19 protein-coding genes and 7 tRNA genes are annotated in these 17,088 nt (G+C 72.8%); 16 read left to right on the forward strand and 10 right to left on the reverse strand.

Annotated features, from left to right (window positions below; all coding sequences use genetic code 11):
• Positions 1-19 precede the first annotated feature (19 nt).
• Positions 20-1,309, reverse strand: coding sequence for a serine/threonine-protein kinase (locus AB0I22_RS07265; RefSeq protein WP_363129664.1), 1,290 nt, complete (start codon positions 1,307-1,309; stop codon positions 20-22).
• A gap of 228 nt (positions 1,310-1,537) precedes the next feature.
• Here AB0I22_RS07265 and AB0I22_RS07270 point away from each other — a divergent pair, with 228 nt between their 5' ends.
• Together AB0I22_RS07270 and AB0I22_RS07275 are read left to right on the forward strand one after the other, a co-directional pair.
• Positions 1,538-1,795, forward strand: a complete 258-nt coding sequence (locus AB0I22_RS07270) for a hypothetical protein (RefSeq protein WP_363129665.1) — start codon at positions 1,538-1,540, stop codon at positions 1,793-1,795.
• A 187-nt stretch (positions 1,796-1,982) separates the two neighbouring features.
• Positions 1,983-2,210 carry a hypothetical protein gene (locus AB0I22_RS07275; RefSeq protein WP_363129666.1) on the forward strand — a complete coding sequence of 76 codons (228 nt, stop codon included), beginning with the start codon at positions 1,983-1,985 and terminating at the stop codon, positions 2,208-2,210.
• 224 nt (positions 2,211-2,434) lie between these two features.
• Here AB0I22_RS07275 and AB0I22_RS07280 read toward each other — a convergent pair.
• The 5 genes from AB0I22_RS07280 to AB0I22_RS07300 form a co-directional block, all read right to left on the reverse strand.
• A tRNA-Val gene (locus AB0I22_RS07280) sits at positions 2,435-2,506 on the reverse strand.
• A 130-nt stretch (positions 2,507-2,636) separates the two neighbouring features.
• Positions 2,637-2,708: transfer RNA gene (locus tag AB0I22_RS07285), tRNA-Val, on the reverse strand.
• Positions 2,709-2,730: 22 nt separating this feature from the next.
• Positions 2,731-2,802, reverse strand: a tRNA-Val gene (locus tag AB0I22_RS07290).
• Position 2,803: 1 nt separating this feature from the next.
• Positions 2,804-2,877: transfer RNA gene (locus AB0I22_RS07295), tRNA-Cys, on the reverse strand.
• Between the two features lie 33 nt (positions 2,878-2,910).
• A tRNA-Gly gene (locus tag AB0I22_RS07300) sits at positions 2,911-2,983 on the reverse strand.
• Between the two features lie 153 nt (positions 2,984-3,136).
• Between AB0I22_RS07300 and AB0I22_RS07305 the strand changes: the two genes are divergently transcribed.
• The 3 genes from AB0I22_RS07305 to AB0I22_RS07315 are packed head-to-tail and all read left to right on the forward strand — an operon-like array spanning position 3,137 to position 5,929.
• Positions 3,137-4,189, forward strand: a complete 1,053-nt coding sequence (locus tag AB0I22_RS07305) for a chorismate-binding protein (RefSeq protein WP_363129667.1) — start codon at positions 3,137-3,139, stop codon at positions 4,187-4,189.
• The gene (locus AB0I22_RS07310; RefSeq protein WP_363129668.1) at positions 4,186-5,058 is read left to right on the forward strand and encodes an aminodeoxychorismate lyase; all 873 of its coding nucleotides are present in this window, start codon (positions 4,186-4,188) and stop codon (positions 5,056-5,058) included. The genes AB0I22_RS07305 and AB0I22_RS07310 overlap by 4 nt, the downstream gene beginning before the upstream one ends.
• A 40-nt stretch (positions 5,059-5,098) precedes the next feature.
• On the forward strand, positions 5,099-5,929 hold the full coding sequence (locus AB0I22_RS07315; protein ID WP_363129669.1) for a GNAT family N-acetyltransferase: 831 nt from the start codon (positions 5,099-5,101) through the stop codon (positions 5,927-5,929).
• Positions 5,930-5,958: 29 nt separating this feature from the next.
• On the opposite strand, the gene AB0I22_RS07320 is transcribed toward AB0I22_RS07315, so the two are convergent.
• Entirely contained in the window at positions 5,959-6,495 is a 537-nt protein-coding gene (locus tag AB0I22_RS07320) for a DsbA family protein (RefSeq protein ID WP_363129670.1), read from the reverse strand.
• 163 nt (positions 6,496-6,658) lie between these two features.
• On the opposite strand from AB0I22_RS07320, the gene AB0I22_RS07325 reads away from it, so the two are divergent.
• A complete protein-coding gene (locus AB0I22_RS07325; RefSeq protein WP_363129671.1) occupies positions 6,659-7,114 on the forward strand; it encodes a hypothetical protein in 456 nt (151 codons plus the stop codon).
• Between the two features lie 68 nt (positions 7,115-7,182).
• Complete coding sequence (locus tag AB0I22_RS07330) at positions 7,183-7,323, forward strand: hypothetical protein (protein ID WP_363129672.1); 141 nt, start codon at positions 7,183-7,185, stop codon at positions 7,321-7,323.
• Positions 7,324-7,401: 78 nt separating this feature from the next.
• Here AB0I22_RS07330 and AB0I22_RS07335 read toward each other — a convergent pair whose 3' ends face one another.
• Positions 7,402-7,959 carry a CGNR zinc finger domain-containing protein gene (locus AB0I22_RS07335; RefSeq protein WP_363129673.1) on the reverse strand — a complete coding sequence of 186 codons (558 nt, stop codon included), beginning with the start codon at positions 7,957-7,959 and terminating at the stop codon, positions 7,402-7,404.
• Between the two features lie 199 nt (positions 7,960-8,158).
• Positions 8,159-8,572, reverse strand: coding sequence for an SsgA family sporulation/cell division regulator (locus tag AB0I22_RS07340; RefSeq protein WP_003959770.1), 414 nt, complete (start codon positions 8,570-8,572; stop codon positions 8,159-8,161).
• 352 nt (positions 8,573-8,924) lie between these two features.
• On the opposite strand from AB0I22_RS07340, the gene AB0I22_RS07345 reads away from it, so the two are divergent.
• From AB0I22_RS07345 to AB0I22_RS07360, 4 genes are all read left to right on the forward strand, one after another.
• Positions 8,925-8,996 (forward strand) — tRNA-Val (locus AB0I22_RS07345).
• Positions 8,997-9,063: 67 nt separating this feature from the next.
• The gene (locus tag AB0I22_RS07350) at positions 9,064-9,549 is read left to right on the forward strand and encodes an SRPBCC family protein (RefSeq protein ID WP_363129674.1); all 486 of its coding nucleotides are present in this window, start codon (positions 9,064-9,066) and stop codon (positions 9,547-9,549) included.
• Between the two features lie 85 nt (positions 9,550-9,634).
• Positions 9,635-9,706 (forward strand) — tRNA-Val (locus AB0I22_RS07355).
• Positions 9,707-9,905: 199 nt separating this feature from the next.
• Positions 9,906-10,082 carry a hypothetical protein gene (locus AB0I22_RS07360; protein ID WP_363129675.1) on the forward strand — a complete coding sequence of 59 codons (177 nt, stop codon included), beginning with the start codon at positions 9,906-9,908 and terminating at the stop codon, positions 10,080-10,082.
• Positions 10,083-10,088: 6 nt separating this feature from the next.
• Here AB0I22_RS07360 and AB0I22_RS07365 read toward each other — a convergent pair whose 3' ends face one another.
• Entirely contained in the window at positions 10,089-10,832 is a 744-nt protein-coding gene (locus tag AB0I22_RS07365; protein WP_363129676.1) for an exonuclease domain-containing protein, read from the reverse strand.
• A gap of 149 nt (positions 10,833-10,981) precedes the next feature.
• Between AB0I22_RS07365 and AB0I22_RS07370 the strand changes: the two genes are divergently transcribed.
• From AB0I22_RS07370 to AB0I22_RS07390, 5 genes are all read left to right on the forward strand, one after another.
• Entirely contained in the window at positions 10,982-11,548 is a 567-nt protein-coding gene (locus AB0I22_RS07370) for a DUF4365 domain-containing protein (RefSeq protein WP_363129677.1), read from the forward strand.
• On the forward strand, positions 11,548-12,732 hold the full coding sequence (locus tag AB0I22_RS07375) for a hypothetical protein (RefSeq protein ID WP_363129678.1): 1,185 nt from the start codon (positions 11,548-11,550) through the stop codon (positions 12,730-12,732). Before AB0I22_RS07370 ends, AB0I22_RS07375 begins: the two co-directional genes overlap by 1 nt.
• Positions 12,733-12,857: 125 nt before the next feature.
• Positions 12,858-14,843 (forward strand): threonine--tRNA ligase, encoded by a 1,986-nt coding sequence (thrS, locus tag AB0I22_RS07380; RefSeq protein ID WP_363129679.1) that lies wholly within the window; start codon positions 12,858-12,860, stop codon positions 14,841-14,843.
• Between the two features lie 82 nt (positions 14,844-14,925).
• Positions 14,926-15,486 (forward strand): HIT domain-containing protein, encoded by a 561-nt coding sequence (locus AB0I22_RS07385; RefSeq protein WP_363129680.1) that lies wholly within the window; start codon positions 14,926-14,928, stop codon positions 15,484-15,486.
• A gap of 491 nt (positions 15,487-15,977) precedes the next feature.
• Positions 15,978-17,015, forward strand: coding sequence for a ferritin-like protein (locus AB0I22_RS07390; protein ID WP_363129681.1), 1,038 nt, complete (start codon positions 15,978-15,980; stop codon positions 17,013-17,015).
• Positions 17,016-17,088 lie beyond the last annotated feature (73 nt).

The following is a 17,088-nucleotide window of genomic DNA, read 5'->3' on the forward strand; positions in this document are numbered from 1 at the left end:
GACTGATCCGGCGGGCCGCTCAGGGCGCGCGGACCGTCGCCGCCGAGCCGGCCTCGGCCGATCCCCCCGGCGCCCGGTGGAGTTCGCCCATGCTGTTCGCGGGGCCCTGACAGCCCTGCGCCGCCGCGATGCCCAGCGCCACCAGCAGCGTCACGACCACGAAGACGATCAGCCGCTGCCGCAGCAGGCGGCGGTCCGGCCCCGGCGACCGCCGTCCCGTGCCGGTCGTACGGGCCGGGGGCCGCGAGCCGTTCCGCCCGGTCGCGCGCCCGCCGCCGGTGCGCCCGCCGTTCGTCGTCCGCCCGCTGCCGCCCGTACGCGGCGCGGACGCCCGTGCGCCGTCCCCGGTGCGGGGCTGCTGCGGACGCGGCGCGGGGGTGCCGCCCGGCCGCCGCTCGGTGTGCTGCTGCGCGTACTCCTCGGCCCGGCGGCCCGTCGGGCGATCCGGCTCCCGGCGCTGGGCGGGCGGCCGGCTCTCCGCGATGCCGTGCGCCTCCCGTGCCGCGATCTCCTTGAGCCGCAGCGACAGCTGGAGCGTGCTCGGCCGTTCCTCGGGGTCCTTCGCCAGGCACGCGTGGAGCAGCGGCGCCAGCGCGTCCGGTACGCCCATGAGTTGCGGTTCCTCGTGCACGACGCGGTAGAGCATGACCTCCGAACTGCCGTGTCCGAACGGCGAGTCGGCGGTCGAGGCGTAGGCGAGCGTCGCGCCCAGCGCGAAGACGTCCGTGGCCGGGGTCACCGCCGCGCCCCGCACCTGCTCGGGCGCCAGGAAGCCGGGCGAGCCCACGGCCGTGCCGACGTGCGTCAGCGTGCTGGCCCCGGTGGCCCAGGCGATGCCGAAGTCGATGATCCGGGGGCCCTTGGGGGAGAGCAGGATGTTCGAGGGCTTCAGGTCGCGGTGCACGACGCCCGCGTCGTGCACGGCCAGCAGGCCCTCGGACAACGCGGCCCCGACGGCGGCGACCTGAGCGGCCGACAGCGGCCCCTCCTCGTTCACCTTGTCGTGCAGGGAGGGCCCGGGCACGTACTGCGTGGCGAACCACGGCCGGTCCGCCTCCAGATCGGCGGCCACCAGCCGCGCCGTACAGCCGCCGCGGATGCGCCGCGCCGCCGACACCTCGCGGGCGAACCGGGAGCGGAACTCCTGATCCTCCGCCAGATCCGGCCGGATCACCTTGAGCGCCACCCGCTGCCCGCGCCGGTCGGAGCCGAGGTAGACCACGCCCATCCCGCCCGCGCCGAGCCGCCGGTGCAGCCGGAACGAGCCGACGACACGCGGGTCCTCGCGCCGGAGCCGCATCATCGCCATGTCCGTCCCCTACCTCCGGTGGGGAGGCCCCACTCCGCTGCCCATCCGTCTTGACGAGGCACAGCTTACGGATTGACGGCCCGGCGTGCTGATAGGCCGCGCATGCGTCGTCAACCGGATTGTCAGTGCCGGGTGGGACCCTAGGAGGGTGGACGCAGACCGCCGGGTCCGGGTTCCGAAACCGGTGCCGGGGTTTCAAAAGCAGTGCACTGAAGGGGGATTGAGCCGGTGAAGGGTGACCGCGTGGAGATAGTGGTGGACGCCGGGGACACGACGCGGACGTACGACATGGTGGCGAGCAGGGCGGGGCGCAGGGTCGAGACGGCGGTGCGGCGCGGAGTGGTGGAAGTGAGTGAAGTCACCCGCAGCGGCTCGGTGGTACGGACCGCGCGCTTCATGGCCACTCGGGTGCTGGCTCTGGTCGAGCACCCGGTGCCGAGGATCGACGACACGGAGCGACCCCTCCGGGAAGACCCCAAGACGTGACGGCCGTTCTCCACCCAGGGGAGTAGCCGGTCCGGGCCGCCGTCATCCTCCGGGAGGCCTGCCGATCGATACGAGGGCATGACGCCGGGGGTGCACGGCGCACCTAATGTTGAGGTCAAGCGGCGGGCGTAGCACTCGTCCCCCGAGGTCAGACGCCCGCCGCTCCGGAAACGACAGGAGAAGGACGATGGCGGACACCGCAGGGCGCGCGATGCTCCGGGCCCGTGGGCGCCGGGCGGTTGATGCCTTCGGCGCCCTGGGCGCCCTCGGCGTCCGGCAGTCCGGCCGTACGCGCCATCCGCTGATCGCGGCGGCGATGGTCCTGCCGCTGGCGGTTCTCCTGGCCGTGGCCTTCGGCGGCTGGGACGCCGTCGTCATCCAAGCGTCGTCCGTGGCCGGAACACTGGGGCGCTGAGCGCCCCGAGGCCCGGGAGAGCGGCCCGGGCCGGGGAAACCGGCCTAAACCCCGTGGGGACGGGGGTGCGGCGGACGGCACGAGTGGCCGGGTACCTGGGGAGGTACCCGGCCATCGCGCGTTCCCGGACGGATGCGCGGGGATACGGGAGGACCAGGCCGGGGATACGGGCGGGCAAAGACCAGCGGCCGGACCCGTTTTCAGGGTCCGGCCGCTGTGATGTGTGGACGATACTGGGATTGAACCAGTGACCTCTTCCGTGTCAGGGAAGCGCTCTCCCGCTGAGCTAATCGTCCTCGGTGTCGCGGGTGCCGCTCTTGTCGCGTGCGCGATACTGGGATTGAACCAGTGACCTCTTCCGTGTCAGGGAAGCGCTCTCCCGCTGAGCTAATCGTCCTCGGTGTCGCGGGTGCCGCTCTTGTCGCGTGCGCGATACTGGGATTGAACCAGTGACCTCTTCCGTGTCAGGGAAGCGCTCTCCCGCTGAGCTAATCGCGCGGGGGACCTGTGAAGATCCCGGTGGACGATACTGGGATTGAACCAGTGACCTCTTCCGTGTCAGGGAAGCGCTCTCCCGCTGAGCTAATCGTCCTTGGAGGTGGAGACGGGATTTGAACCCGTGTAGACGGCTTTGCAGGCCGTTGCCTCGCCTCTCGGCCACTCCACCCGGAGTGCGGGGGTCGGGAAGATCCCCACTTCGAGCGGACGACGAGACTCGAACTCGCGACATCCACCTTGGCAAGGTGGTGCTCTACCAACTGAGCTACGTCCGCAGGTGTCGTTGTGCCCGGTGCGCTTCCGCGTCCCGGCGACGTGTTGAACTCTAGCGGATTCCCGCGCCAGCTCAAATTCCGTTTGCCCAGCTTGCCGCGGTGTTCGTTTCCCCCGAGGCGTCCCGCCGGGCCCCCGGTCATAGACTCGCAAGCGTGTCCCACCTCGCCCCACTGGCCCGCTTCGGCGGGCTTCTCGCCCTTGACCTGCGCGACGTCACCAGCGACCCGGCAGCCCTGGACTCCTCGGGCTGGTGGGCGGTGACGGCCGATTTCGAGGGCGGACTGCTGTGCGCGCGGTTCGGGGACGTACGCCCCGCGCCGGTGCCCGCGCCGGGGCGCTGGCGCGGCCCCGCGCCCCGGGACTGGACCAGCTCGCTCGACCGGGGCGCGTACACCGCGGGCGTACGCCGCATACGCGAACACATCGCGGCGGGCGACGTCTATCAGACGAATCTCTGCCGAATTCTCACGGCGCCGCTGCCGGACCCGGACGCCGCCGACGTGGACGCGCTCACCGCGCTGCTGGCCCGCGGCAACCCGGCCCCGCACGCCGGAACGATCCGGCTGCCCGCCCACGGCGTGGAGGTGGCGACCGCCTCGCCCGAGCTCTACGTGCGCCGGTCCGGCCGCACCGTCGAGTCCGGGCCGATCAAGGGCACCGGCCGGACCGCCGCCGACCTGCTGGAGAAGGACCACGCCGAGAACGTCATGATCGTCGACCTGGTCCGCAACGACCTCGGCCGCGTCTGCGCGAGCGGTTCGGTGACCGTGCCGGGGCTCTGCGAGATCGAGCCGCACCCCGGTCTCGTCCACCTCGTCTCCACGGTGCGCGGCGAGCTGCGCGCGGAGGCGACCTGGGCGGACCTCCTCGGCGCGACCTTCCCGCCCGGCTCCGTCACCGGCGCGCCCAAGTCCAGCGCGCTGCGGATCATCGAGGAGCTGGAGACCGCGCCGCGCGGCCCGTACTGCGGCGGCGTCGGCTGGGTGGACGCCGACCGGGGCACGGCCGAGCTGGCCGTCGGCATCCGTACCTTCTGGATCGACCGGACGGCGGCCGGCGGGCCCGTGCTGAGGTTCGGCACCGGGGCCGGGATCACCTGGGGCTCCGACCCGCTGCGGGAGTGGGAGGAGACCGAACTGAAAGCGGCCAGGCTGCTCGGGGTAGCGTCGGGGGCCGGTGAGGCGAGCGGAGGGATTCCACGGTGAAGCGACAGTTCAACGGGGCGCCGGCCCCGGCAGCCCGGATCTGGCTCGACGGGGGGCTGCGGGACGCCGACAGCGCCCGCGTCTCGGTGTTCGACCACGGGCTGACCGCCGGCGACGGCGTCTTCGAGACGCTCAGCGCGACGGACGGCAGGGCCTTCGCGCTCGACCGCCATCTGCGCAGGCTGGCGGTCTCCGCGCGCGGCCTGGGGCTGCCCGACCCGGACCTCGACGAGGCGCGCGAGGCCTGCGCGGCCGTGCTGGCGGCCAACCCGATGGAGCACGGCCGGCTGCGGATCACCTACACCGGGGGGCTCTCCCCGCTCAGCTCCGACCGGGGCGACGCGGGCCCCACCCTGGTCGTCGCGCTCGGCGTGGCCAAGCGGCGGCCCGACAGCACCGCCGTCATCACGGTCCCCTGGACCCGTAACGAGCGCGGCGCCCTCGCCGGGCTCAAGACCACCTCGTACGCCGAGAACGTGCTCGCCCTGTCCCGCGCGCACGAACACGGCGCGAGCGAGGCGCTGTTCGCCAACACCGTCGGCGCGCTCTGCGAGGGCACCGGCTCCAACGTCTTCGTCGTACTCGACGGCGAACCGCACACCCCGCCCCTCGCCTCCGGCTGCCTCGCGGGCATCACCCGCGCGCTGACGATCGAGTGGCTGGGGGCCACGGAGAGCGAGCTGCCGTTCGACGTGCTGGACCGCGCCGAGGAGATCTTCCTGACCTCCAGCCTCCGCGATGTGCAGGCCGTGCACCGGCTCCGCGGCCACGGCGGCGACGAGCGCCCGCTGCCGGGCGCGCAGGGCCCGGTGACCGCGAAGGCGATGCGGATATTCGAGGAGCGGTCGGCGGCCGAGCCGAATCCGTAAACCCCGTGACGTACGGCCGCGGGGCAGGTACAACACCAACGTGACCACCACCCTGCGGCCCACCGCAGCAGAACAGCGCACCGCGCACGGCGGACGGTCCCGTCCGTACGAGGTCTGCGTCAACAGCCGCCCCGTGGGCGGGATCCACCTGTCGGCGGACGACCGCTTCGGTACGTCCGTGGGGCGGATCGTCCGCCTCCATATCGACGAGGCCGACCGGCACCGAGGCCGCGGCACGGTCGCCGCGCTCGCCGCCGAAGAAGTGCTGCGCCACTGGGGGTGCAGCCGCGCGGAGCTGAGCATCCCGGCCGGCGCGGAACCCGCCCGCTCGCTCGCCGCCGCGCTCGGCTACACCGAGCGCAGCCGCGGCATGGCCAAGGCGGTCGCCACCGTCCCCGCGCTGCCCGCGGGGAGCGCGGCCCGCCCGATCGGCACCGCCGAGTACCCGGCCTGGGAGGCGGCGGCCAAGGAGGGGTACATCCAGAGCCTGGTGGAGCGGGGGATGGGCCGCGCCGAGGCCCGCGCCAAATCCGAGGCCGACCACGCGTCGGCGCTCCCGGACGGTCCGCGCACCGCCCACACGGCGCTGCGCCTGCTGGCCCACGACGGCGTGGACGTCGGGGCCCTCTGGGTCCGGCTGCGCGATCCGAACGGGTCGGGCGCCTTCGTCTTCGACGTCGAGGTGGGCTCCGGCCACCGGGGCCGCGGGCACGGCCGCACCCTGATGCGGGTGGCCGAGCGCGAGTGCCTGGCGGCCGGGGTCGACCGGATCGCGCTCAACGTGTTCTCGGACAACACCCCGGCCCTGCGGCTGTACGAGTCGCTCGGCTACGAGACGACCGAAATCCACTTCTACAAGCCGCTGTTGTAGCCGCGAGCCGCTGTTGCGGTCGCGGAGGCTCAGCCCTGGCCGCCCTCGGCGAGCAGGCGGTCGGCGATCTCCTCGATCCGCTCCCGCAGCCCCTCCTGGCTCTTGCCTCCGTCGAGCCGCTCCCCGCCGATCACATAGGTCGGGGTGCCCGTCACGCCGATGGCCTTGCCCTCGGCCTGATCGGCGTCGACGATCAGCAGGTGCCGGCCGTCGACGAGCGCCGTGTCGAGCTCCTCGGCGTCCAGCCCGAGCGCGCCGGCCGCCTCCAGCAGAACCGGCCGCCCCTTGGCGCCGAGCTCCTCGGTGCGGGCCAGCACGGCCTCCACGTACGACCAGCCCTGCCCCTGCCCGGCGGCTTCCTCGGCGGCCTGCGCGGCCTCGTAGGCGTGCCGGTGCTTCTCCAGCGGGAAGTGGCGCAGCCGGATCTCCAGCCGGTCGCCGTAGCGGGCGCGCAGCGCGTGGAGGTCGTCGAGGGCCCGGTGGCAGTCGGGGCACTGCAGCTCGCACCAGACGTCCAGAACGGGGCGGCCGGGGCTGGCAGGGCTGCTGGGGGTGGCGTCGCTCATGAGTCCAGTCTCCCAGCCGATGCGGCCCGCCCGGAACCAGGACCTGGGGAGGAGCCCTCCCCTTAGATCACCCCGAGATATGACCTCTTCCACCTCGGATCATGGCACTCCGGTGGCCGTCCGGTGCAGGATGGAGAGGAGACCCCATCGGCAGGAGGACCGGATGCTGACCTCGACCATTTGCGCCGCGGTGTCCGCGGCGGGCCTGGGCATCGCCCTGCTGACGGCGTACCGCAAGCGCTTTCTCGCCGCGGCCCGGATCGCGGCCTACGCCCTGGTCCCCATCGGACTGGTGATGACGGGCGTCATCGACTGGGTCAAGGACCTGGTGTTCAAGCCGAGCGTGTGGGTGGGCTTCGGCGTGCTCGCGATCTCGGCCGTGCTCTTCATGGTGACCAGGGCGATCGAGCGCCGGGGCGGCGGCACCCGCAAGGAACGGCGGGCGGCGGCCGCCCAGCAGCGCGAGGCGATGGCCCCGGATGCCTCGGCGCCCTCCCTCGGCCAGGCCCCCGCGGTCGCCCGGCCCACCGCCGCGGTGGCCAAGCCGAAGGGCAAGGCGGCCGGCGGCGGGGAGGACTTCTCCGACATCGAGGCCATTTTGAAAAAGCACGGGATCTGACGAACTAGCCGACGATACGGGCGTGTTGATCACCGCCCGGGGCGCGGCTGCGCCATCATCTGGCCTAGATGAACGACGAACAGGCCGAGATGGCCGAGGAACCGCGCGGTTGCCTCTTCGCACTTTCCCAACCGCCGCTGATGTTCTTCCTGGCATTCATCGCCACGCTGATCCTGCTGACAGCGGTGCACGACCTCTACCCGTGGTGACGCGACGGACGCGACGGCCCATGGAGACGCGGCGGATCATGGCGGCCCGGCCGCCCGCGGCGGCGCGGCGCGCCGGGCTCAGCCGGCGGTCTCCCGGCGGCGGGCGCGGTAGGCGGCGACGTGCAGCCGGTTCCCGCAGGTGCGGCTGGAGCAGTACCGGCGGGAGCGGTTGCGCGAGACGTCGACGAAGGCGCGCCCGCAGCCCGGGGCCTCGCACCTGCGCAGCCGCTCCCGCTCGCCGGCCACCACCAGGTACGCGAGGGCCATGCCGCCGTCGGCGGCCAGGTGGTCGGCGAGCGAGGCGCCGGGCGCGAAGTAGTGCACGTGCCAGTCGTAGCCGTCGTGGTCGGTCAGCCGGGGCGTGGTGCCCGCCTCGGCGACCAGCGCGTTGAGCAGCGCGGCCGCGCTCGCGGTGTCCGGCGCGGCGAAGACCTGCGCGAACCGCTCCCGTACGGACCGTACGGCCGTCACGTCCGCCGTGCCGAGCGGGCCGACGTCGCTGAAGTCGCAGCTCGCCGCGTAGCGGCGGAGTCCGGCCGGGTCGGCGAGGCCGTCGCGGTCGCCGCCCTGCGGAGCGGTGTTCACCAGATTGACGACGGCGTCGAGTGCGCACCGGGCGTCGTGGTTGATCAGCACGGTTCGCTCCCTGACCGACTGGGACGGGCGGCTGGCTGTCGAGGGAGCAGACTCTAGCGGCTCCGTGACACGACGGCGCCGTCGCGCGCGGTGGTTCCGCGGCGACGGCGCCGTCGTCCGTCATATGCGCTGGTCGGGTCGGCCGTCCCCCCGAGTTAGGACGGCCGCTGCTGGTGCTCTCGCCGGCTCCGGTCCGGCCTCAGCTCTCGGCCAGGATGTGGGAGAGCTCGGTGTCGAGGTCGAAGTGACGGTGTTCGGTGCCTGGCGGCACCGCGGCGTCGGTCCGCTTCAGGAACGACTCCAGGGCCCGCGCCGGGGCCTCCAGCAGGGCTTCGCCCTCCGGAGAGCTCAGCGCGATGCAGACGACGCCCTGACCGTGGCTGCGGGACGGCCAGACACGGACGTCGCCGGTGCCCGTGGGCCGGTGCAGGCCCTCGGCGAGCAGGTCGCGGGCGAAGACCCACTCGACCGTCTCTTCGGCTCCGGTGTGGAAGGTGGCGTGCACGGCATACGGATCGGCCGTGTCGTACCGCAGACCTGCGGGTACGGGGAGTGAGGACTCGCTCGACACGACGAGGCGCAGGTGCAGCTCGCAGCTGACCGTGGTGTTCATAAGCGCCAGGGCCTTTCGCTCAGTGTGCGCTCGGGGATTCGCACGTCGGCGAAATCGACATGCCACCTACGGTGCCGTTGTAAACCCCTCTGACCGCTTTGCGGGTCTTCGGGTAGCTCGGACGGCCGTACTCGCCCCGCTTGTATACCGCCGTTTCGGTGAACATCACGGTGCGCCATGTTGACGCGGCGTCCATGCGGTATTGACGTGACGTGGTGGTGACGGACAGTCGCGAGTGGTCGTGCCGTGCCCTGCCGGGCGGTCCGTGAGGAGTGTGCGCCGGACGCCGGCCGCCGCCCTGGCCATGGTCACGGCCACCGCCCGGCATGGGGTAATGTTTGCGCTGCGCAGGGGGCGATTAGCTCAGTGGGAGAGCGCTTCGTTCACACCGAAGAGGTCACTGGTTCGAACCCAGTATCGCCCACCCCCGACCGGAAGTCCGTGAGGCTCACCCCTTGCGGACTTCCGGCTTTTTGTGTGCGCTGGCGGGCATGACACGCCCCTGGGCCGCCGCCCTGCACCGCTACCGCTTCCGCAGCGACTGGCACATGGCCGCGGCGCCCGACGCCGTCTACGAGCTGCTGGCCCGCGCCGAGGAGTACCCCCGCTGGTGGCCCCAGGTCCGGGAGGTCCACCCCCTCGACGAGCGCGGGGGCACCGCCCGCCTCCGGTCCTTCCTCCCGTACGACCTGGTCATCACCGCCCGCGAACGGCGCCACGACCCCGTGGCCCGAGTGCTGGAGATCGAGATGAGCGGCGACCTGTGCGGCTGGGCGCGCTGGACGGTGACCGCGCGGGGCGCCGGCTCGCGGGCGCGCTTCGACCAGGAGGTCCGGGTGGCCAAGCCGCTGATGCGCCGGCTCGCGATCCCCGGCCGGCCCGTCTTCCGCGCCAACCACGCCTGGATGATGCGCTGCGGGCGGCGCGGGCTGCGGGCGCTGCTGGCCGCCCCGCCCGCGGCCCCCGAGCGGGGCTGAGAAGCGGTCCGGGGAATTTGAAGTACGGCGGCCGCGGCCTGTATTGTTCAGGGCGTCCCGCGGGGGAGACCCCCGCCGGAGAATCGGGCGATTAGCTCAGTGGGAGAGCGCTTCGTTCACACCGAAGAGGTCACTGGTTCGAACCCAGTATCGCCCACCCCGAACAGGCCGGTCCGTCAACAGGCGGACCGGCCTTCGTTGTTGGCCCGCCTCCGGCGCCGTCCGGGACCGCCGGGGTGTAGCGAGGTACACCATGGGACGGGTGCGTTCCCCATTCTCCGGGTACGCCGCCCCGCCTAGCGTTCGAGGAGATCGAGAACGGCCGCACGGCCGCCTGACTCCGGAGGACGAAAGACATGAACGCAGCGATGAGGGCCACGCTCTGGACGGTGTTCACCGCCTGCCTCGCCGTCAATGTGGCGGCGAGCCTGCTGATGGGCGACAGCGCACTGCAACTGACCCTGAGCGTGATGGCCGGGGCCTGCGCGCTCGGCGCGGGCGTCGGACTGTGGACCACTCGCCGCGCCCGCTGAGCGGCCTCAGGCGGCGGCCCGCAGCTCCGGGCGCAGGGGCCACGCCGGGTCGCAGACCTCCTGCGTGCCCTGCGTCGCGAACCACGCCTGGAGGCCGCGCGCCTGAGCCGCGTGCCACAGTGCCTGGCGGGCGTGGAGTTCGGCCGGATTGAGCCGCCCGATCCGCGTCGCGAAGCGGCGGCCCACGGCCCGTACGACCTCCAGCGCGGCGAGGGCGTCGGCCGCGGCCTCATGGGCGCCGGCCAGCTCGACGCCGTACAGCGCGCACAGGTCCGTCAGCGTGCGGCGGCCCTTGCGGTAGCGGTCGAGGTGCTTGTCGAGGACCCTCGGGTCCAGCACGCACAGCGATGACCTGCCCAGATAGTCCGGCAGCGTCGCGGACCGGTGGCGCCGCAGCTCCCGGTCGAGCAGCGTCAGGTCGAACGGGGCGTTCATCACCACCAGCGGCGTGCCGCCCGCCGACACCGCGGCCAGCGCCCGCGCCACCTCCTCCAGCACCGGCGCCGGCCAGCGGCCGTGATGCTGGAGATACGCCCAGGTCAGGCCGTGCACCTCGGTCGCACCGGCGGGGACGGGCACGCCGGGGTCGACGAGCCACCGCCGGACCGTGGGGGTGCCGCCCGGCTGGGACTGCAGCACGAGGGCGGCCGAGACGACGCGGTCGTTCTCGACGTCGACTCCGGTGGTCTCGGTGTCGAAGGCGGCGAGCGGTCCTTCGTACCAGCACGGCTTGTCCACAACTCCTCGCATTCCCCTCATAGTTGATCGAATCCCCGCCCCACCTGGTGATACCCGGCGAACGGCGTGCCCGAACCGCCCCTGTTTGGCGGGTAGTTCGCGCGGAGACAACTCAGGTGTACGGACCCGATGGATCGGTGAAGCCGGAGGTCAATTCGGCCATGGCGCTCACGCAGCCCGACCCGGGCGGGCGCTCGCCCGGGCGGCTCGCACCGCTGCGCGGCTCGCTCGCCACCACCGCCTGCATGGAGACCCTGCAAGTCGGCTATCTGCACGCCGTCACGGCCGCCGCGGGCTGCTCACTGGCCCAGCCCTTTCCGGACAGCGGCATCGACTGGCACGTCAGCCACAGCGCGCCCGGCCACGCCGTCGACGACGAGGTGACCATCAAGGTGCAGCTCAAATGCACGTACCAGATCGCGCCCCGCCCCAGCGGCGCCGCCTTCTCCTTCACCCTCGACAACGGCCACCTCGCCAAGCTCGCGCGGACCCCGGTCGCCGTCCACAAGATCCTCGTCGTGATGCTCGTACCGCGCACCCAGGACGCGTGGCTGCGGGCCGGGCACGACCGCCTCGAACTGCGGCACTGCTGCTACTGGACCAACCTGGCCGGACACCCGGTGACGGGCAGGCGCAGGACCACCGTGCGGATTCCGACCACGCGCGTCTTCGACGACCGCGCGCTCTGCGAGATCATGACGCGGGTCGGGGAGGGAGAAACCCCCTGATGCACCGGCCGACCGACCAGTCCGCCCACCCCACACGCCCCCTGACCCCCGAGGACGTCGACCCCGCCGTCCTCGCCGCGCTGCTCGCCCGGCACGGCTGGCGGCGGCGCGGGGGAGCGGCCGGGCGCTACACCCACTGGGCGCCGCCCGGCGCACCCGCGGGCGGCACCAGCCTGCTCATCCCCGACAGCCGCCGCTTCCCGGACGCCGCCGACCTGCTCGCCGAGGCGCTCACCGCGCTGGAGCGCAGCGCCGCGCCCTCCGCCCGGGAGGTGCTCGTCGCCCTGGCCACGCCGAGCGACGAGATCCACTGGCGGCGCGAGGTGCCCGAGCCCGCCGGGGGAGCGGCCGCCTGGAGCGCCCAGGAGCGGCTGCGCGACGGGGCCCGCGCCATGCTGCTCGCCGGGGCGCTCGCCGCCCGCGGCCGCGCCGGCTACTACGGCGCACGGCATCGGAGGGCCGCGGAGGCCGCCCTCGACCGGCTCCTGGTGGGCCCCGCCCCCGGCGGCCGGGAGCTGACCGTGTACGTGCCGGTCGCGGACGGCCGCCCGACCGTCACGACCCTGCTGCGCGCCCTGCACGCCGCCCGCGACGCCACCGACTACCAGCGCGCCACCGGTGGCATGGAGGCGTTCGACGCGGCGGTCGAGGCCGGGGTGTGCCAGGAGCTGACCGAGGCGCTCGTGCTGCTCGTCCGCGGCTCCGAAGGCGTCCGGATCGCCGTGGACTGGTCGCCGGCGCTGGGCCCGCACGACGGCTTCGCGGCCCGGCCCGAGCCGGTGGAGTTCTCCCCCGGCGACCTCCCCGCCCTGCGGGAGGCCGGCGCCCGGTACGTACGCGACGAGCCCTCCGTGCCCGTACGGCTGACCGGCGCCGTGGTGCGGCTGCGCCGGGAGGGCCCGGCCGGGCCCGGGAGCGTACGGCTGCGGGTGCTCTCCGGGGCCGACGTGGCGCAGGTGCGGGTCGCGCTCGACGAGGACGACTACCGCCTCGCGGGCCACGCCCATCTGGTGGGGCTGCCGATCCGGGTCAGCGGCCGGCTGGAGAGCCGGGGCGGCTTCCGGCGGGTCACCGGGGCGAGCGGCGTCACCCCGGTGCGGGTCGACGACGCCGAGCGCGACCGGCTGCTGAAGTCGATGCACGAGAACCTGGACTTCTTCGAGGGGGCGTGCGGCGGCGAGTAGAGCGCGCGGCGTGATCAGGCCGGGGAGGCGGTCGCCAAACCGTTTCGCGGTGCGGCCCGGCGGCTCGGTACGATTCACCGTGCGCAGCGCCCGCTGCCGCACGACTCATGTGTCAGGAGCTACCGGTGTCAGACGTCCGTGTGATCATCAAACGCGATTCCGCCGAACCGGAAGAGCGAGTGGTCACGACGGGCACGACGGCCGCCGCGCTCTTCGAGGGCGAGCGCGCGATCGTCGCCGCCCGCGTGGCCGGGGAGCTCAAGGACCTCGCGTACGGGCTCGCCGACGGCGACGAGGTGGAGCCCGTAGAGCTCGCCAGCGAGGACGGCCTGAACATCCTGCGCCACTCGGCGGCGCACGTCATGGCCCAGGCCGTGCAGGACCTCTTCCCGGACGCCAAGCTCGGCATCGGCCCGCCCATCAAGGACGGCTTCTACTACGACTTCGACGTCGAGACCCCGTTCACCCCGGACGACCTCAAGCGCATCGAGAAGAAGATGCAGGAGATCCAGAAGCGCGGCCAGCGCTTCGCGCGCCGGGTGACCACGGACGAGGACGCGCGCGAGGAGCTCGCGGACGAGCCGTACAAGCTGGAGCTGATCGGCCTCAAGGGCTCGGCCGCCGCCGACAGCGCGGACGGCGCGAACGTGGAGGTCGGCGGCGGCGAGCTGACCATCTACGACAACCTCGACGCCAAGACCGGCGAGCTGTGCTGGAAGGACCTGTGCCGCGGCCCGCACCTGCCGACGACCCGGAACATCCCGGCGTTCAAGCTGATGCGCAGCGCCGCCGCCTACTGGCGGGGCAGCGAGAAGAACAAGCAGCTCCAGCGGATCTACGGCACCGCCTGGCCGTCGAAGGACGAGCTGAAGGCGTACCTGGAGTTCCTCGCCGAGGCCGAGAAGCGCGACCACCGCAAGCTCGGCTCCGAGCTGGACCTCTTCTCCATCCCGGACGAGATCGGCTCGGGCCTGGCCGTCTTCCACCCCAAGGGCGGCGTGATCCGCCGGGCGATGGAGGACTACAGCCGCAAGCGGCACGAGGAGGCGGACTACGAGTTCGTCTACACCCCGCACGCGACGAAGGGCAAGCTCTTCGAGAAGAGCGGCCACCTGGACTGGTACGCCGACGGCATGTACCCGCCCATGCAGCTCGACGAGGGCACGGACTACTACCTCAAGCCCATGAACTGCCCGATGCACAACCTGATCTTCGACGCGCGGGGGCGGTCGTACCGCGAGCTGCCGCTGCGGCTGTTCGAGTTCGGGACCGTGTACCGGTACGAGAAGTCCGGCGTCGTGCACGGCCTGACCCGGGCCCGCGGCTTCACCCAGGACGACGCGCACATCTACTGCACCAAGGAGCAGATGGCGGACGAGCTCGACTCGCTGCTGACCTTCGTGCTGAACCTGCTGCGCGACTACGGCCTGGAGGACTTCTACCTGGAGCTGTCCACCCAGGACCCGGAGAAGTCCATCGGCTCGGACGAGAACTGGGCGGAGGCCACCGAGACGCTGCGCAAGGCGGCCGGAAAGCAGGGCCTGGAGCTCGTCATGGACCCGGGCGGCGCGGCCTTCTACGGCCCGAAGATCTCGGTCCAGGCGCGCGACGCCATCGGCCGTACGTGGCAGATGTCGACCATCCAGGTCGACTTCAACCTGCCCGACCGCTTCGACCTGGAGTACACCGCGCCGGACGGCTCCAAGCAGCGGCCGGTCATGATCCACCGGGCGCTGTTCGGCTCGATCGAGCGGTTCTTCGCGGTGCTCCTGGAGCACTACGCGGGCGCCTTCCCGGCGTGGCTGGCCCCGGTGCAGGCCACCGGCATCCCGATCGGCGACGCGCACGTGCCCTACCTCCAGGAGTTCGCCGCCAAGGCGAAGGCCAAGGGGCTGCGCGTCGAGGTGGACGCCTCGTCGGACCGGATGCAGAAGAAGATCAGGAACGCGCAGAAGAGCAAGGTGCCGTTCATGGTCATCGCCGGTGACGAGGACGTGGCGAACGGCGCGGTGTCCTTCCGCTACCGCGACGGCTCGCAGAAGAACGGCGTGCCCGTGGACGAGGCCCTCGCCGAGATCGTCAAGGCCGTCGAGGACCGCGTGCAGGTCTGACCGTACGGACCGGCAGCGGCCGCACGTCGCCCCGAGGTGGTTCAGGCCGCCCCGGGGCGACGTCGCGTTCGGGCGAAGCCATATGCTGCACACCATGACGAGCGAGCCGGAACAGCAGATCGGAGTGGGGACGCAGGACGCCTTCCAGCGACTGTGGACGCCCCACCGGATGGCGTACATCCAGGGCGAGAACAAGCCGACCGGGCCCGGGGCCGAGGACGGCTGTCCGTTCTGTACGATTCCGTCAAAATCCGATGAGGACGGGCTCGTCATCGCCCGGGGCAACCATGTCTACGCGGTGCTCAACCTCTACCCGTACAACGGCGGCCACCTCATGGTCGTCCCGTTCCGCCACGTCGCCGACTACACGGAGCTGGACGCGGCCGAGACCGCCGAGCTGGCGGAGTTCACCAAGCGGGCGATGGGTGCGCTGCGGGCCGCCTCCGGCGCGCACGGGTTCAACATCGGCATGAACCAGGGCACGACCGCCGGCGCCGGCATCGCCGCCCATCTGCACCAGCACGTCGTGCCGCGCTGGGGCGGCGACACCAACTTCATGCCGGTCGTCGGCCGGACCAAGGTGCTGCCCCAACTCCTCGCGGACACCCGCCAGATGCTCGCGGACGCCTGGCCGCTCGGCTAGTCCCCTCCTCGCCCGCCGGCCCCGGATCAGGGGCGGTGCGGTACGGCGGCCGCCCGGTGGCACTCGGCGGGCCGTCCTGGCGTGACACTGTCTGAGACGGTCGAGGAATCGTTTCGCGATGCCGTGATGCCGCGATCCGCGACCCGGTCGGCGCGGGGCGCCTGTCGCGCCCCTGGAGCGGCGGTGGACCGGGCGCGGTCCTCGGGGTGCCGGCCCGTGGGGGGGGCGGGCGGCCTCGGCCGATCGGGCTGACGGGCCGTCATGTGGGTGCGGCTGAACGGATGGACTCCGCCGACGCGGAGCGCAGATGTGCTCACCCGCGCCGCCGCCGTGGGTAATTGGTGTCTGCCGTCGACGTGGCTGCGCGCCTGCTCCCGCCCGTACGCGCCCCCTGCCCCGCGCCCTGTCACCGGGCAGGGGCGGGGCGCGGGAGCGTGCCCCGGGCAGCCCCAGCCGTCCTCGGACCGCCGCCCCGAAGGAGGACCACCGCCATGAGCGAGACCGCCGTGACCAGTGCGTCGATCGCGGACCTGCTGGCTGTCGCGCCCCCGGAGCGCGACAAGAAGTGGCTGCGGGAGTGCCTCCAGGCCGCCGTCGCACTGGAGCTCGCCACCATCCCGCCGTACCTGTACGCGTACTGGTCCGTCCGGGACGCCTCCTCCGAGCTGGCGGACGCCCTGCTGGGGATCGCCTGGCAGGAGATGCTGCACATGGGGCTGGCGTGCAACATGCTCACCGCCGCGGAGGGGAAGCCGTCCATCGTCGCGGCCGCGCGCGCCTACCCGAGCCGGCTGCCCGGCGGCGTCCGCCCGGGCCTCGTCGTTCCGCTGAAGGGGGTGGCGAGCGGCATCGCCGACCCTCGGGACGCGCTGAAGGGCTTCATGGACATCGAGGAGCCGGAGAAGCCCGTGACGCCGTTCGCCGAGGGCCCCACGATCGGCCAGTTCTACAAGGAGATCGAGAAAGAGCTGCCCGCGATCGCCGACAAGTACGGCTTCGGGGGCGGGGTCCAGGTCAGCGGACACATCGGCGGGGACATACTGCGGCGCGCCGACACGAAGGAGAGCGCCCTCGCCGCCATGCGCACCATCAGGGAGCAGGGCGAGGGCACCAGCGCGTCGCCCAACGGGAGCACCGACCCCGCCGACCGCGCGCACTACTACCGCTTCGCCGAGCACTGGAAGGGCAGGCGGCTCCAGCAGCTGCCCCCGCCCCACCAGGACAAGTGGGACTTCACCGGCGAGGCCGTCGAACGGCCGGCCCTGTACCCGTTGGGCGAGGTGCCCGCGGGCGGCTGGGAAGCCGCCGGCGACCTGCGCGCCGCCCTGGACGACTGCAACGCGGCCTACGGGCGGCTCCTCGGCGGCCTCGAAGCCCTGTGGAGCGGCCCGGCCGCGGAGAAGAGCGTCGCGGAGGCGATGGGCGTGATGGGCGGCATGGCCCAGTCCGCGGCCCGCCTCATCGGGTTGCAGAAGAACTCCGCCGGCGAGATCCGCGGACCGGAGTTCCGGCCCGTGCACCGGGCCTGAACCGCTCCGCCGCGCCCGCACCTGGCCGAGACCCGGCCTCCGGTCCGGACCGCTCAAGCCCCGAGCCCGTACG

Source organism: Streptomyces sp. NPDC050610, assembly GCF_040654875.1.
Classification (GTDB): domain Bacteria; phylum Actinomycetota; class Actinomycetes; order Streptomycetales; family Streptomycetaceae; genus Streptomyces.

Coding starts and splice junctions, on each gene's coding strand:
- AB0I22_RS07365 (WP_363129676.1), bottom strand. CDS start 10,832: ATGCGAGGAGTTGTGGACAAGCCGTGCTGGTACGAAGGACCGCTCGCC.
- AB0I22_RS07350 (WP_363129674.1), top strand. CDS start 9,064: ATGACACGCCCCTGGGCCGCCGCCCTGCACCGCTACCGCTTCCGCAGC.
- AB0I22_RS07265 (WP_363129664.1), bottom strand. CDS start 1,309: ATGGCGATGATGCGGCTCCGGCGCGAGGACCCGCGTGTCGTCGGCTCG.
- AB0I22_RS07275 (WP_363129666.1), top strand. CDS start 1,983: ATGGCGGACACCGCAGGGCGCGCGATGCTCCGGGCCCGTGGGCGCCGG.
- AB0I22_RS07385 (WP_363129680.1), top strand. CDS start 14,926: ATGCTGCACACCATGACGAGCGAGCCGGAACAGCAGATCGGAGTGGGG.
- AB0I22_RS07325 (WP_363129671.1), top strand. CDS start 6,659: ATGCTGACCTCGACCATTTGCGCCGCGGTGTCCGCGGCGGGCCTGGGC.
- AB0I22_RS07340 (WP_003959770.1), bottom strand. CDS start 8,572: ATGAACACCACGGTCAGCTGCGAGCTGCACCTGCGCCTCGTCGTGTCG.
- AB0I22_RS07370 (WP_363129677.1), top strand. CDS start 10,982: ATGGCGCTCACGCAGCCCGACCCGGGCGGGCGCTCGCCCGGGCGGCTC.
- AB0I22_RS07330 (WP_363129672.1), top strand. CDS start 7,183: ATGAACGACGAACAGGCCGAGATGGCCGAGGAACCGCGCGGTTGCCTC.
- AB0I22_RS07390 (WP_363129681.1), top strand. CDS start 15,978: ATGAGCGAGACCGCCGTGACCAGTGCGTCGATCGCGGACCTGCTGGCT.
- AB0I22_RS07375 (WP_363129678.1), top strand. CDS start 11,548: ATGCACCGGCCGACCGACCAGTCCGCCCACCCCACACGCCCCCTGACC.
- AB0I22_RS07320 (WP_363129670.1), bottom strand. CDS start 6,495: ATGAGCGACGCCACCCCCAGCAGCCCTGCCAGCCCCGGCCGCCCCGTT.
- AB0I22_RS07360 (WP_363129675.1), top strand. CDS start 9,906: ATGAACGCAGCGATGAGGGCCACGCTCTGGACGGTGTTCACCGCCTGC.